General features: G+C 36.6%; 12 protein-coding genes. 1 reads left to right on the top strand and 11 read right to left on the bottom strand.

From position 1 onward, the window contains the following. Positions 1-38: 38 nt before the first annotated feature. From HX005_RS05080 to HX005_RS05030, 11 genes are all read right to left on the bottom strand, one after another. Complete coding sequence (locus HX005_RS05080) at positions 39-2,897, bottom strand: sensor domain-containing protein (RefSeq protein ID WP_286376523.1); 2,859 nt, start codon at positions 2,895-2,897, stop codon at positions 39-41. Between the two features lie 161 nt (positions 2,898-3,058). Then, positions 3,059-3,772 carry a 16S rRNA (uracil(1498)-N(3))-methyltransferase gene (locus tag HX005_RS05075; RefSeq protein ID WP_286376522.1) on the bottom strand — a complete coding sequence of 238 codons (714 nt, stop codon included), beginning with the start codon at positions 3,770-3,772 and terminating at the stop codon, positions 3,059-3,061. 36 nt (positions 3,773-3,808) lie between these two features. Next, entirely contained in the window at positions 3,809-4,645 is an 837-nt protein-coding gene (gene metF / locus HX005_RS05070; RefSeq protein WP_286376521.1) for a methylenetetrahydrofolate reductase [NAD(P)H], read from the bottom strand. 183 nt (positions 4,646-4,828) lie between these two features. Next, complete coding sequence (ahcY, locus tag HX005_RS05065) at positions 4,829-6,211, bottom strand: adenosylhomocysteinase (protein WP_107006478.1); 1,383 nt, start codon at positions 6,209-6,211, stop codon at positions 4,829-4,831. Positions 6,212-6,605: 394 nt separating this feature from the next. Then, positions 6,606-7,115: a tetratricopeptide repeat protein gene (locus HX005_RS05060; protein ID WP_286376520.1), complete on the bottom strand. Its 510-nt coding sequence runs from the start codon at positions 7,113-7,115 to the stop codon at positions 6,606-6,608. 98 nt (positions 7,116-7,213) lie between these two features. Further along, complete coding sequence (locus tag HX005_RS05055) at positions 7,214-7,552, bottom strand: DUF3325 domain-containing protein (protein WP_286376519.1); 339 nt, start codon at positions 7,550-7,552, stop codon at positions 7,214-7,216. Beyond that, on the bottom strand, positions 7,549-9,255 hold the full coding sequence (locus HX005_RS05050) for a PepSY-associated TM helix domain-containing protein (RefSeq protein ID WP_286376518.1): 1,707 nt from the start codon (positions 9,253-9,255) through the stop codon (positions 7,549-7,551). The genes HX005_RS05055 and HX005_RS05050 overlap by 4 nt, the downstream gene beginning before the upstream one ends. A 1-nt stretch (position 9,256) precedes the next feature. Then, complete coding sequence (locus HX005_RS05045) at positions 9,257-9,613, bottom strand: hypothetical protein (RefSeq protein WP_502872719.1); 357 nt, start codon at positions 9,611-9,613, stop codon at positions 9,257-9,259. 208 nt (positions 9,614-9,821) lie between these two features. After that, positions 9,822-10,208 carry a carboxymuconolactone decarboxylase family protein gene (locus HX005_RS05040; protein WP_286376517.1) on the bottom strand — a complete coding sequence of 129 codons (387 nt, stop codon included), beginning with the start codon at positions 10,206-10,208 and terminating at the stop codon, positions 9,822-9,824. 174 nt (positions 10,209-10,382) lie between these two features. Continuing rightward, entirely contained in the window at positions 10,383-10,787 is a 405-nt protein-coding gene (paaI, locus tag HX005_RS05035) for a hydroxyphenylacetyl-CoA thioesterase PaaI (RefSeq protein ID WP_107006483.1), read from the bottom strand. A 223-nt stretch (positions 10,788-11,010) separates the two neighbouring features. Further along, positions 11,011-11,799, bottom strand: coding sequence for an rRNA large subunit pseudouridine synthase E (locus tag HX005_RS05030; RefSeq protein ID WP_286376516.1), 789 nt, complete (start codon positions 11,797-11,799; stop codon positions 11,011-11,013). A gap of 553 nt (positions 11,800-12,352) precedes the next feature. Here HX005_RS05030 and icd point away from each other — a divergent pair. After that, entirely contained in the window at positions 12,353-13,609 is a 1,257-nt protein-coding gene (gene icd / locus HX005_RS05025) for an NADP-dependent isocitrate dehydrogenase (RefSeq protein ID WP_286376515.1), read from the top strand. Positions 13,610-13,700: the final 91 nt, after the last annotated feature.

The following is a 13,700-nucleotide window of genomic DNA, read 5'->3' as shown; positions in this document are numbered from 1 at the left end:
AGATATCTTTTTAAACAAGATGTGCAATTACGGATTATTCAACTACGGTAAACAGAAGCGAGTTTGAATTTTGAAAGATAATCAATACATTCTTGAGCCGTGAGAGGCTTAGAATAATAATAACCTTGTAAAATATGGCAGTCGTGTTTTTTGAGAAAGTTAATTTGCTCAATCGTTTCTACACCTTCGGCAACAATACTGAGCCCCATTGCTTTACCCATTGCAATAATTGCACTCACAATAGCTTGATCTTTTTCTTGCTCAATTTTTGCAATAAAGAGTTTATCAATTTTCAAAGTATCAATAGGATAATTGATGAGATAAGCAAGAGATGAATAGCCTGTTCCAAAATCATCTAAAGAAATAGAAATATGACGATGTTTCACTTGCTGCAAGAGCGTGAGTACATTTTCTGATTTTGCAATGAGTGATGATTCTGTAATTTCAAGTTCAAGCATATCGCCAGAAACATTATATAGTTCTAAAGCTTGATCAATATCATGAATGAGCTCACCACGATGAATTTGTTGAGCAACAACATTGACAGATATGCGTAAATAATCAAAATTTAAATCTTGCCAAATTCTGATTTGTTTACAGGTTTCAAATAAAACAAAACGTCCAATTTCGGTAATCAGACTAGATTCTTCTGCGATTGGCAAGAAAATATCAGGCGTTAATAAACCTAACTTAGGATGTTGCCAACGAATTAAAGCTTCAAAGCCATACACTTTTTCTGTTTTTGTACAAATTTTGGGTTGATAGTAAACCAGTAACTCTTTGTTTTTAAGTGCTTGTCTTAAATCACCTTCTAAATTTACTCCTTGGTGAAAGAGTCGTGTATTTTTATTGGTGTAAAAATAAGCTGTATTTCCCCCTAGACTTTTGGCTTCAGCTAATGCTTGTTCTGCATGGCTGTTGAGTGTATCAATTTGTCGACCATGTTCAGGATAAAGCGCAATACCAATTGAGGTTGAAATAAAATGCTCATTATTTTGAATGACAAAAGGACTTTCAAATGCTTCTAAAATTTTCTTAGCAATTTGTTGGATATTTTTTTTGTTTTGACCATATTTATAAATAATCGCAAAATCATCATTATTTAAATAAGAAATTAATAAAGCATCAGGGCAGGAATGTCTTAATCTCTGTGCAGTTTTTTGCAGTAATATATCACCTGCTTGAGTGCTTACAAACTCATTAAATGATCTAAAACGATCGATATTAATGCGGATTACAGCTAAATTTTGTATTGAATCATTTGGATCCGTTAGATAATGATGTAGTTGCAAATTAAAATAAAAACGATTTGGTAAATCTGTTAATAAATCATAGTTTTCTAAATATGAAACACGTTGTTCTTGTTTCTTACGTTCTGTTAAGTCAGTAATAATGCCAATATAATTGATGATTTTATTTTTTTCATCAGTCACTGCATTAATATGCACCCATAATGTTAAAACTTTACCTGTTAAAAACTCAATTTGTAATTCTGCATCATATTCACCATCTGCTATGAGTTTCTTAGTAACATCAAAATGCTGTGACAAAATTTCTTTTTTTGTATTGACTGTAATATCAAATAAATGTTTACCAAGTAAGTCACTTTGATGATAAGAAGTAAGCTTTTCAAAATAAGGATTAACCTCTAAATAACACAAATTATTGTCTAAAACAAAAACACCTTCTGCGACATGTTCAAACACATTTGCTGCTAATTTTAATTGTTCCTGATCCGTCTTTTCTTTTTGAATATCACGATGAATTCCAACCATTCTCAATGGTTTATAAGACATAGGGTGGCGTGCAACAACTTTGCCAGTATCTTGAATCCAGCACCATTGTTGATCTCTTTTAATACGATAACGTGCTTCAAAACGTTCTGTTTTACCTCTTAAATGTTGACGCATTAATTTTTGATAATTATCTAAGTCATCTGGATGAATTAAGCTTTCAAATTGAACTTCATTTTCACTAATATGGTTGAATAAAATTTTTGATTTTGTATCAAATATTTCAATACTACGTTTTTCAATATTCCATAGCCAAGAATTAATGCCTGCAGTTTCATGGGCAAATGCTAAGTTTGCTTGATGGTTTTCTAAACGATCATTAATTTGTTTAATATCATAAGTACGTTCTTTTACTTTTTGCTCGAGGAGTTGATTGTGTAATAAAAGCTCATTTTGCATTTGATTTGATTTTTCAACTGCATTTTTTAAATTAAGACCCAATTGATTCTTATCTTGCGTAAGCTGTGTTTCTTGGAGAGAAAATTTATTATTTTTAAAAGATAATAAGCTTAATTGTGTGTGATATCTATGCACAATAAAGGCACAGATAATAATAAATAAAAAAATAAAATTAAATGTAAATTGATAATAAGTAGATAATGGCGTGAAGAAAATAAACTTATATAAAATACATGGCGTAATAAAAGGAATAAATAAAAATAAAAAATATCGAAATCTATTGCTTAAATACAAAATAGAAATGGTAGATGTCGAAAAAATTAAAATCCCTGATAATATGATTAAATGATTTAAAGTCATATTCGGGGTATCAATATTGACATAATGATGTAAATTAAAAACACCAAAACCTAAAATACATCCTAAAACTAGACAAATAAATTGACAGAGTGCATCTAAATTAAAGGTATTATTATAAGGAGAGGCGATAGTTGCTTTAATTAATAACCAAAAAATACTCAGAAGAATAGAAACTGAAATGAACCATAAATTAAATGCAAATGAGAAGCTTTCAAAATAAAAAAAGTGAACAAGATCAACATATGCAAGAATGCCAAAAAGACAGACTAGAAAACGCTGTAAATGAACTGCTGCACTTTTAATCTGTGAAGTGTACAAAAGTTCATCTTGAACATCTATGACCATTCCTAATGCCTTTTCCTTATTTTAAATGCTTTTAGAATTTAATTTTATAGACAACATTTAATATTACTTTAATAATTGCTCAAGAAATATGTAAATTACTTATTTTTTTTGGCAAAATCAATAGATTTTTAAGGCACAGTTCACAAAAAAAGATTAAATATTTATTGAAATTTATAGTTTAAAATGGACAAAGCAACAACAGGGGCTGTTTCTGTTCGTAATACACGTTCACCAATACACCAATTTATAAAGCCTTTCTGATTTGCATTGTTTATTTCAGTATCACTTAAGCCTCCTTCTGGTCCAATTAATAAAGCTAGATCAGTTGTTACATTTGCTAATACATTGACTTCTTCTTTATTTGGCGCAAGAACTAATCGTGTTGTAGGAAGTTCGCTTGTTAGCCATTGCTCCAAATTAAGTGGTGCAAGAATTTCAGGTACAATATTCAATCCACATTGTTCGCAAGCCGCAATCGCAATACCTTGCCAATGATCAAGTTTTTTTTGGTCACGATCGTATTTTAAGCGCATTTCACAACGTTCAGAGGTGAGGAGTTGAATTTTTGATACTCCAAGCTCAACGGCTTTCTGAATGGCATAATCCATACGATCACCTTTGCTCATGACTTGACCAAGGAGTGTGCTGAACTTTGTAACACGATTAATAGGATTAAAATTATTGACTTTGACTATGGCTGATTTTTTAGAAATATCAGTTAATTCAACTTCATATTCGCCACCTTGCCCATTAAACAAAGTGGCTTGTTCACCGATTTGCGCACGTAAAACTTTTACCCAATGATGAAATACTGTTTCAGTCAGTTCAACTAGAGTATCAACAGCTAAATCAGTTTCAATATAAAAGCGGGGCATGTAGTTTTACTCACAAATAACGATGATGGTTTTGACTTAAGCTAGACCGAGGTCAAGCACAAGCTGACGATTTGGCTCTGTATGGTTCATGGTATAGAAATGTAGACTTGGTGCGCCGCCTGCAATGAGACGTTCGCAAAGCTTAACAACAACTTCATGACCAAAGGCTTTGATTGAAGCTGTGTCATCACCATAGGTCGCCAGTTGTTTACGAATCCAGCGTGGAATTTCTGCACCTGTACCATCGGCAAAGCGAATTAGATTACTTGCGTTAGTGATTGGCATAATGCCGGGTGCAACAGGAATATCTATACCTTCTTTTTGAATGCGATCTACAAAATAGAAATACGCATCTGGATTAAAGAAGAACTGTGTCAGTGCCGCATTCGCACCTGCACGAGCCTTGTCACAAAAGCGTTGAATATCTAAGTCAAAACTGTCTGCTTGAGGATGCATTTCAGGATAAGCTGCTACTTCGATATGAAAGTGATCGCCTGAATGTTCGCGGATAAAACGTACTAGATCGGTTGCATAAGGTAATTCACCTAAGCCCACCTGACCAGAAGGTAAGTCGCCACGAAGCGCAACAATACGGTCAATACCTTGTGATTTATATAAATCAAGTAATTCAGCAATACGTTCTTTACTGTCACCAATACAAGAAAGATGCGGAGCAACAGGCGTGCCTTTGCCATTGAAATCATTCAGTGTAGACAAAGTGCGTTCACGGGTCGAACCGCCTGCACCATAAGTCACAGAGAAAAATTCTGGATTTAATAACTGAAGTTCTTGATGAACAAGTTTAAGTTTTTCCGCACCAGCATCTGTTTTGGTTGGGAAGAACTCAAAGGAAATCGGGACACGTTTGGTCATGGTTAAGTCCTTTTTTATAAATACTTATATTTTAAAACCCTCTCATCCTAACCTTCTCCCTCGGGAAGAAGGGACTTTCATTGCGTGAGTTAAGACGGTTTAAATTTTATCCTCTATCTTATTTTCACAATGAAGGATTCCCTCTCCTTTTAGGAGAGGGCTAGGGAGAGGTCTTAATGAAAATTAATATTTATAAGCCTCAGCTTTAAATGGACCTTCAACAGCTACACCTAAGTAATCTGCTTGTACTTGAGTCAATTGAGTCAAGACACCACCAAAACCTGCAACCATTGCCGCAGCAACTTCTTCATCGAGTTTCTTAGGAATAAGTTCAACACGGATCGCTGCTTGTTTTTGATCTTCAGGAAGATCAGCAAATTTCTCAGCAAACAAGTGCATTTGACCTAAAACTTGGTTAGCAAATGAACCATCCATAATGCGTGATGGGTGACCTGTTGCATTACCAAGGTTCACTAAACGACCTTCAGATAAAAGAATTAAATAGTTATTTTCATCTTCTGAACGATACACTTGGTGAACTTGTGGCTTAACTTCAACCCATTTGTAACCACGTAAATAGTTCGTGTCGATTTCAGTATCAAAGTGACCGATGTTACAAACCACTGCGCCAGCTTTTAAGCTGTCTAACATTGCAGCGTCACATACATGATAGTTACCAGTTGTAGTCACGATTAGGTCAGTATTTTGAAGAAGATCAAGGTTGATGTCTTCTTTTTTTCCAGTTTGTACACCGTTTTTGTACGGAGCAACAACTTCGTAACCGTCCATACATGCTTGCATTGCACAGATTGGATCAACTTCAGTGACACGTACAATCATGCCTTCTTGACGAAGAGATTGTGCAGAACCTTTACCTACGTCACCATAACCAATCACAAGCGCACGACGGCCAGATAAAAGCATATCTGTACCGCGTTTGATTGCATCGTTTAATGAATGGCGGCAACCATATTTGTTGTCGTTTTTAGACTTGGTTACAGAGTCATTTACGTTGATCGCAGGAACTTTTAAAGTACCATCACGGTGCATTTCATACAGACGTTGAACACCTGTTGTTGTTTCTTCTGTAATACCGTGGATTTTTGCAATCACTTCAGGATATTTTTCATGAACAAGTGCAGTTAAGTCACCGCCATCGTCCAAAATCATGTTGGCATCCCAAGGTGTACCATTTACGTTAACTTGCTGTTCTAAACACCAAACGTATTCTTCTTCAGTTTCGCCTTTCCAAGCAAATACAGGAATACCCGCAGCAGCAATCGCAGCAGCAGCATGGTCTTGTGTAGAGAAGATGTTACAAGATGTCCAACGAACTTCTGCGCCTAATTCAACCAATGTTTCAATAAGAACAGCAGTTTGAATAGTCATGTGGATACAGCCGAGGATTTTCGCACCTGCAAGTGGTTTTGCAGCAGCATAACGCTTACGAAGACCCATTAAAGCTGGCATTTCTGCTTCAGCAAGTTTGATTTCTTTGCGACCATAGTCTGCAAGTGAAATGTCAGCAACTTTATAATCTGTAAATGAAGCATTAACCGCGTTCATCACGATCTCCTTAATAAAAATAAAAATTGATCAGTATGTTCGCGGATGCCGTTGTTGGTATATCTGAATAGCATACCGATGGTCGAGCCTAGCGATCTTACATTTAGTGCCTGTAAGAAAGTCGCAGCATCCCTCGACTGTGGCGTATTGTACTTGGAAATTGGTTTGATTCCAATGTGATCTTGTTGCTTTATTCATCGAGCTGTATCTCAATGCCTAATTTTGTAAGGTGAGATTAGATCGCTTCTTCTATTCTTTGAAATAACAGTGTTCGCTCTGTTAAATGATGTCTTTCATTATATTTTTTTGAATTAAACGCTCAGTTTAATCTTGAAGTTTTTTTGAGTAGAATGAATCAGCTCATTGAAAAATATATTCAATGAGCTTGCTACTTTTATTCCGCTGCTTTTACTTTTTCCGCCCAAAAATCAGCTTTTGCTTCATCAATATCTATACCCAAACCATGTTCATAAATGGCGACAAGGTCACGCATGGCTTGTACTTCGCCAAGTTTAGCAGCTTGTTCTAGCATTTCGATTGATTTAACCACATCCTTTTCTACCACATCCCCACGGCGGTAAAAATTGGCTAATTCAAAAATGGCAGCAGGGTGATGGTGTTTAACAGCTTGTTCTAACCAACGATGTGCATGTTCAAAGTAGGCTTTCGCTTCTTCAGGATCTTCTTCTAGCATATCTTTTGCATAGACTGCATAGCCTTCACCCAACCAGTACATCGCTTCTACATGACCCAGTTGTGCTGCTTTCAGTGCCCATTCTTCAGCCAATTCAACATGTTCATCTTTGTCACTTTGCATATAAATTTCAGCAAGTTCAAATTGAGCATTACGGTTGCCAGCCATCGCACGGTTATATAGTTCAGTTGAAATAGGGAGATCAGACATATTCAAAAATCCAAAGCATCAGAGCGTCATAGCCTAAAAGGTTACCACAAAAAAGCCAATCCGAAGATTGGCAGGCATCACAAAGGTATCTGAAACAATCAGAGCAAGTAAAGTAAACCACTAATTATAGAAAGTAACAGACACATTTGCATAAGTTTTTTAATTTTTTCAGGAAAATAACTGAGCATTAACCCAATAAAAAACGCAGCAAAGGTCAGCACACCGACCCAATAGCTTATCATATTGCTTATTTGTCCTTGAGAAATACAAATTCCTAAGGTGACCAATAAAATCAACCAACCGATACAGCGTGCAAAACGAGTTTTAGATGTATCTAACTCGGTCAAATAGATCTGCTTTTGATGTTTTGACATTGAACTAGCTAAAGCAAAAAAGCCAAGATTAGACAAAGACCAAATGATGAGAAAGAAAATCATGCTTCATTCTCCTGTACTTTATGCGCTATTTTGGCTTTTTTACTCGGTAAACCTTGGTGTTTTTTCACTTTATAAAAACTATAAGCAAAGAGTGCAGCAAGTACCCACATTGCAATATCAAAACTTGCAATCATCCATAAACCTTGTGGGATGGACTGCCAAAGTGCTGCGCCACCTGTTGCAAAATTAATGATAGGTAATAGTGCAAATGCAAGCGTTGCCAACATTAATAATTCTAACCATGCTTGGCGATGAGGGCGTAGTGTTGCATAGATTAAGGTCAGCAGCCAGATGATAAAGAACGTACGAATTTCCCAATTTAAGCGTAATTCTATTTCTGTGGGAATAAAACGGTTCGCATAAAAATATGCAGCACAGGCAATCGGTAAGCCAATAATTGCTGCAATATTTGTGACTTCAACAACACGATAACCAAAAGATTTATAACCCTGTTTTTGTTGCTGTGGCGCACGTTTGACACACCATAAAATCAGTCCTGTAGCGACCATCATTGTGCCTACAATGCCTGAGAAAAATAACAGCCAACGTAAAGCATAATCAACACCACGTGCTTCATGGAGTACAGTTGTGACATTATAAATCCCTGTTGGAATAGAAGGATTGAGTAGTTTTGCACTGTCATCTGTGGTGTTCTGACCTGTCACGCCATTAAATTCTAAACTGGCATAAATGTTACGATGTGCCACGCTTTCGCCATGTAAAGCACGTAATTCAATTTTGGCTTTGTTGGTATTAGGGTTGATGATATTAATGCTTGCAATCGGATTGTCTTTCCATTTTGCTTGTGTTGCAGCAATGATCGGTGCAAGATCAGCCAATGGTGCAGATTGAGGCGCTTGGCGTTGACGACCTTCACCGCGTTCACCACGAGAGGCTCTTTCACCACGCGCTTGTGAATTTTCACCATTCGCAGGGCGTTCGCCACGTTCGCTATTATTTTGCTGTACTAAAGAGCGGCTTTGATCTTGTAGGAATTGTCCACGATTTTCATATAGTTGATTGACCCCCCACGGCATAATGGTAAATAACAGCAGCAATAAGCCACTAAAAGTAATCATAATATGGAAGGGAAGCGCAAAAACTGCTGTGGCATTATGTGCATCAAGCCAAGAGCGTTGTCCTTTACCTGAACGAAAGGTAAAGAAATCTTTAAAGATTTTTTTATGTGTGATAATTCCACTGATAATTGCAACAAGCATCATCATCGTCGCAATACCGACAATCCAACGCGCCCATGTACGTGGTAAACCATAAAGCTCAAAATGAAAACGATACAAGAAACTACCGCCACGTGTATCACGTGCAGTTAAAACTTCACCTGTCTGGCTATCAATACTCACACGTTCACCACCACGACGTGCACGGGGGTCTTCACCTTGTTTACGAATGGTTAAGGTTGTGACATTTTGTCGTGAATTTGGCAGTTGGATCGACCAACTCCCTGCTTCAGCATGATTTTTTTGTAGATAATTTAAAGCGACTTGCGTATTTTGAATTTGTGATTGGCTTGGTATGGATTGATGAAATTCAGGTTTCATCCATGCACTAATTTCCGATTGAAAAAAACTGAGCGTTCCAGTCAAGAAAATGGCGTAAAGTAACCAACCCAAAATTAAACTTGCCCATGTATGTAACCATGACATTGATTGGCGAGGGCTTTCAATTTTTTCATCAGTTCTCATTTTAGTTGCCCAAACCTTTATAAATTAAAAATAAAATGAGAATGGGTAGGAAAATACCTAAAGTGGCTTTTAATGTTTTATTCACCATAAAAACCCAAATAAACACAGCACAATGCAGACTAAATGCAATCAAAGTAGCAGCCATAGCAGCACTTGAACGATACTCTACAAAAGTTTGTGCGATGAGTATTGCTGATAAAGAAGCAAGAATGTAGCCGCCTAAAATTGCCAAGATAAAACGATAAAAAATCATGATTCGATATGTGAATAATGACTGAGTTTTAATGCTTTTTTTTACTTTTTCGGATGGCGAAATAAGAGGGGGAGATTTTTGCATCTCAAGATTGGCGCTAGACATACATATTGATCATAGGGTTAATATTAATGCAAATGATAACAATTATTATTAAAATTTAAAACAAGAGAAATCAAAAGCCTAAACAAATATAGATTTTTTAAAATTAAATCAGGTGAATATCGTGATTATTGAACGCAGAATGTAGATTTATAATATGTTTGATCAATCAGCATAAGGCTAGATTGTAACTAGCCTTATACTTTTATTTTTATTCAGTTTTTTGGTATTCATTAATCACTTCAAGTGCTGCACGAAAAGCTTCTTGAGTCGCAGGTGCGCCACAATAAGGTAGGCTATGCAATAAAACTTCTTGGATTTCTGCGACAGTCGCACCATTATTTAATGCACCACGCACATGACCTTTTAATTCAGTTGGGCTTTTTTGAGCAGTTAAAAATGCAATGGTAATGAGAGAGCGATATTTACGTGGCAAAACATCTTCGCGTTGCCAAGTTGAACCCCATGCGTGTTCATTGATCCAATCTTGTAAAGGTTGTGTGAAAGGTACAGTATTTTCTTGTGCGCGTTTTACAAAGCTTTCGCCCATAACTTCTGTGCGGACTTTTAAGCCATTTTCATAATCTTGTTGTGACATTGATCTTGATCCTGATCATTCAATATTATGTGTTATAGCCTAAAGCTTTTTAGCAAGAAAACCATAGGCGGAACGTCTAAGTTTAGAAAAGTATTACGCTCAAGTGCTGTAAAAATTCAAATCTTTCAATCAAGATTGAGCAATTCTGTCTTGCAGATGTACTTTTTAGTGATATTAAGTATTTTTTATTTTACTGACCATTCGTGATACACCTCGAAATTCTGCAATGATTTCATTGTGTTGGTTTGTTAGCGTAATATCATAAATTTCAGAGCGACCGCTAGGTGCTTTAAATATCGCTTTTGCAGTTAATGTATCTCCAACATTTCCAGGTTTTAAATAGCTAATCGTACAATGTTGTCCAACGGCTGTTGTTTCAGAATTACATGCAACCGCAAATGCACCATCTGCAAGTGTAAAGATAATACCACCATGACAAGTTCCATATCCTTGTGTATGGTCAGTGGTAATGGTTAAGGAGAGCTGTGCTGTTTTATGTGAATAGTGATCAAGCTGAACACCTAAATTTTGCATTACGGCATCATTTTCAAAAACGTTTTTTTGTAAATCCTGTGTCATTTTAAAATTCCTTTATTGATACTTAATTATTTTAAAATATAAAATAATGTATCATGAATATCATTTTGATGATGCTAAGACAAGATGAATACAGCGTAAAACTGTAATTATTTTTAAGAACTGAGTTAGACTTTATATAAAAATATAAACTTATGCAGCGTAGAAAATTAAAAAAGCCCACATATGTGAGCTTCATTAAAACTTAAAACTTAAAACTTAAAACTTAACGACCATTACGTCCACGACCACGCGGTGCTTTGGTATTTGGACGCGTCGTACCGTTGGTTTTACGCTTTGGTTTTTCACTATCATCCATTTGCCAGATCCGCTTTGTCCCTGACTTTTTCACAGAACCATCTTTATTCTTACGAACCATCGGTTTACCACCTGTACCACCCGGTTTTTTTACATAAGAACGTGAACGATAAGGTTCTTCCGCAGGTATATTTTGGAAGTCTGGATATAAAAGTGGTTCAATCTCTTTGGTTTCACCAGGCTCAAGTGCCATTTGCACCAAATCAATCGCACCAATTTTAGTACGAATCAAACGTAAAGTTGGAAAACCCACAGCCGAAGTCATACGACGAACCTGACGGTTTCGCCCTTCACAAATTGAAATTTCAATCCAAGACGTTGGAATATTGGCACGGAAACGTACAGGAGGATCACGCTCCCATAACCATTCAGGTTGTGCAACTTTTTCAGCTTTGGCAGGTAAAGTGATACCATCTTTAAGTTCAACGCCTTTACGCAGTTGCTCTAAAGCTTCCTCAGTCACATCACCATCAACCTGAACCAAATAGGTTTTAAACTTTTTATTGGCAGGATTGGTAATAAATTGGTTCAAGCCACCATGATCGGTTAAAAAAACCAATCCTTCTGAGTCCATATCCAGACGACCCGCAATACGTAATGTTGGATCAGCGACAAAGTCCGAGATCGTCATATGTGCTTCGTCTTTACGAAATTGGGAGAGGACGTCATAGGGCTTGTTTAGAATGACAATTTTCATCTTAAGCTACTAATATCATGAGAAATAAAATAAATCGAGTACGGTATAAGCCGTTCAGTTAAGCAAAATAATTGGCTAAATTCCTAAAAATCTCCCCTAACCCCTCTTTGAAAAGAGGGGAACTTCCACTAACTAAAGTCATTTTTAGTCATGAAAAGTTCCCTGCTTTGAAAAAGTAGAGTTGGGAAGGATTAAAAATGCTTAAATGATTGGCATTAGTTCAGTGACCCGTTTTAACAAAGGTGGGGCAGGCATCAAAATAAAAAGCCCGCAGGATTGAGGGCGATTATAACAGAATTAAATTTTATGCTCTGCAACTTTATGCTTTGCATTCATCAACAGTCAGTAAGATGTGTTGAAACATGTGGATTGAGTCCAGACAATGTAAAAGCATGTCGCTTATTCAATTAAGAAATGTAGTTATTCCTGATATAAATCTCAAAAACATGCAAATTCGATTAATCTCTAAGAGATAGGGAAAGATGCAAAATCTCTTTTTATTACTGTGAATTTTTAAAAATCGCCAATTATAACAACAGGGAGATCCTGAAAAATGGGTTATCAAAAGATCGTTGTACCTGCGGACGGCAGCAAAATTACCGTAAATGCAGATCTGTCACTCAATGTTCCGAATCATCCTATTATTCCTTTTATTGAAGGAGATGGCATTGGTGTGGATATTACACCGGCAATGAAAGCCGTGGTCGATGCTGCGGTACAAAAAGCCTATAGTGGCAAACGTTCGATTGAATGGATGGAAGTGTATTGTGGCGAAAAAGCCAATAAAATTTATGGCACTTATATGCCCGAAGAAACCTTTGAGGTTTTGCGTGAATATGTCGTTTCAATCAAAGGTCCATTAACCACACCTGTAGGCGGTGGTATTCGCTCTTTAAATGTCGCATTAAGACAGGAACTTGACCTGTATGTCTGCGTACGCCCTGTACGTTGGTTTGAGGGAGTGCCTTCACCATTGTTACATCCTGAGCTGACTGATATGGTCATTTTCCGTGAAAATTCCGAAGATATTTATGCCGGAATTGAGTGGAAAGCTGACTCGCCTGAAGCGAAAAAAGTCATTAAATTTTTAAAAGAGGAAATGGGTGTTACTAAAATCCGCTTTGAGGAAAATTGTGGTATTGGAATAAAACCTGTTTCCAAAGAAGGCACACAGCGATTGGTGCGTAAAGCCATTCAATTTGCCATAGATAATGATAAACCTTCAGTCACTTTGGTGCATAAAGGTAATATCATGAAATATACCGAAGGCGCATTTAAAGAGTGGGGTTATGAACTTGCACTTGAGCGTTTTGGAGGTGAATTATTGGATGGTGGTCCTTGGGTGAAAATCAAAAATCCAAAAACAGGTAAGGACATCATCATTAAAGATGTGATTGCTGATGCATTCCTGCAACAAATTTTAATGCGCCCTGCGGATTATTCTGTGATTGCCACCTTAAACTTAAATGGCGATTATATTTCTGATGCCTTGGCTGCTGAAGTGGGTGGTATTGGCATTGCACCGGGTGCCAATATTGGCGGGGCAATTTCAGTTTATGAAGCGACACATGGCACAGCACCTAAATATGCAGGACAGGATAAGGTGAACCCCGGTTCGATTATTCTTTCTGCGGAAATGATGCTGCGTGATATGGGGTGGACTGAGGCAGCAGATTTGATTATTAAGGGTATTTCGGCTGCAATTGAAGCTAAAACAGTGACTTATGATTTTGAACGTTTAATGAAAGGTGCAAAATTATTACGTTGTTCTGAATTTGCTCAAGCGATTATTATACATATGGACAGTTAATTCATTACATCCATTACAATACAATAAAAAGAAGCTCATAGAACTGATGGGCTTTTTTATATTGTTGGTTCTGTAAACTTAAAGATTGGAT

This window comes from Acinetobacter sp. R933-2 (assembly GCF_030325485.1).
Taxonomy (GTDB): Bacteria; Pseudomonadota; Gammaproteobacteria; order Pseudomonadales; family Moraxellaceae; genus Acinetobacter; species Acinetobacter sichuanensis.
This window is presented reverse-complemented; position numbering and strand designations above follow the sequence as displayed.

Bases quoted from the DNA above. Each gene is read 5' to 3' on its own strand.
- HX005_RS05080 (WP_286376523.1), bottom strand. From the start codon at position 2,897: ATGGTCATAGATGTTCAAGATGAACTTTTGTACACTTCACAGATTAAA.
- HX005_RS05075 (WP_286376522.1), bottom strand. From the start codon at position 3,772: ATGCCCCGCTTTTATATTGAAACTGATTTAGCTGTTGATACTCTAGTT.
- metF (WP_286376521.1), bottom strand. From the start codon at position 4,645: ATGACCAAACGTGTCCCGATTTCCTTTGAGTTCTTCCCAACCAAAACA.
- ahcY (WP_107006478.1), bottom strand. From the start codon at position 6,211: ATGAACGCGGTTAATGCTTCATTTACAGATTATAAAGTTGCTGACATT.
- HX005_RS05060 (WP_286376520.1), bottom strand. From the start codon at position 7,115: ATGTCTGATCTCCCTATTTCAACTGAACTATATAACCGTGCGATGGCT.
- HX005_RS05055 (WP_286376519.1), bottom strand. From the start codon at position 7,552: ATGATTTTCTTTCTCATCATTTGGTCTTTGTCTAATCTTGGCTTTTTT.
- HX005_RS05050 (WP_286376518.1), bottom strand. From the start codon at position 9,255: ATGAGAACTGATGAAAAAATTGAAAGCCCTCGCCAATCAATGTCATGG.
- HX005_RS05045 (WP_502872719.1), bottom strand. From the start codon at position 9,613: ATGTCTAGCGCCAATCTTGAGATGCAAAAATCTCCCCCTCTTATTTCG.
- HX005_RS05040 (WP_286376517.1), bottom strand. From the start codon at position 10,208: ATGTCACAACAAGATTATGAAAATGGCTTAAAAGTCCGCACAGAAGTT.
- paaI (WP_107006483.1), bottom strand. From the start codon at position 10,787: ATGACACAGGATTTACAAAAAAACGTTTTTGAAAATGATGCCGTAATG.
- HX005_RS05030 (WP_286376516.1), bottom strand. From the start codon at position 11,799: ATGAAAATTGTCATTCTAAACAAGCCCTATGACGTCCTCTCCCAATTT.
- icd (WP_286376515.1), top strand. From the start codon at position 12,353: ATGGGTTATCAAAAGATCGTTGTACCTGCGGACGGCAGCAAAATTACC.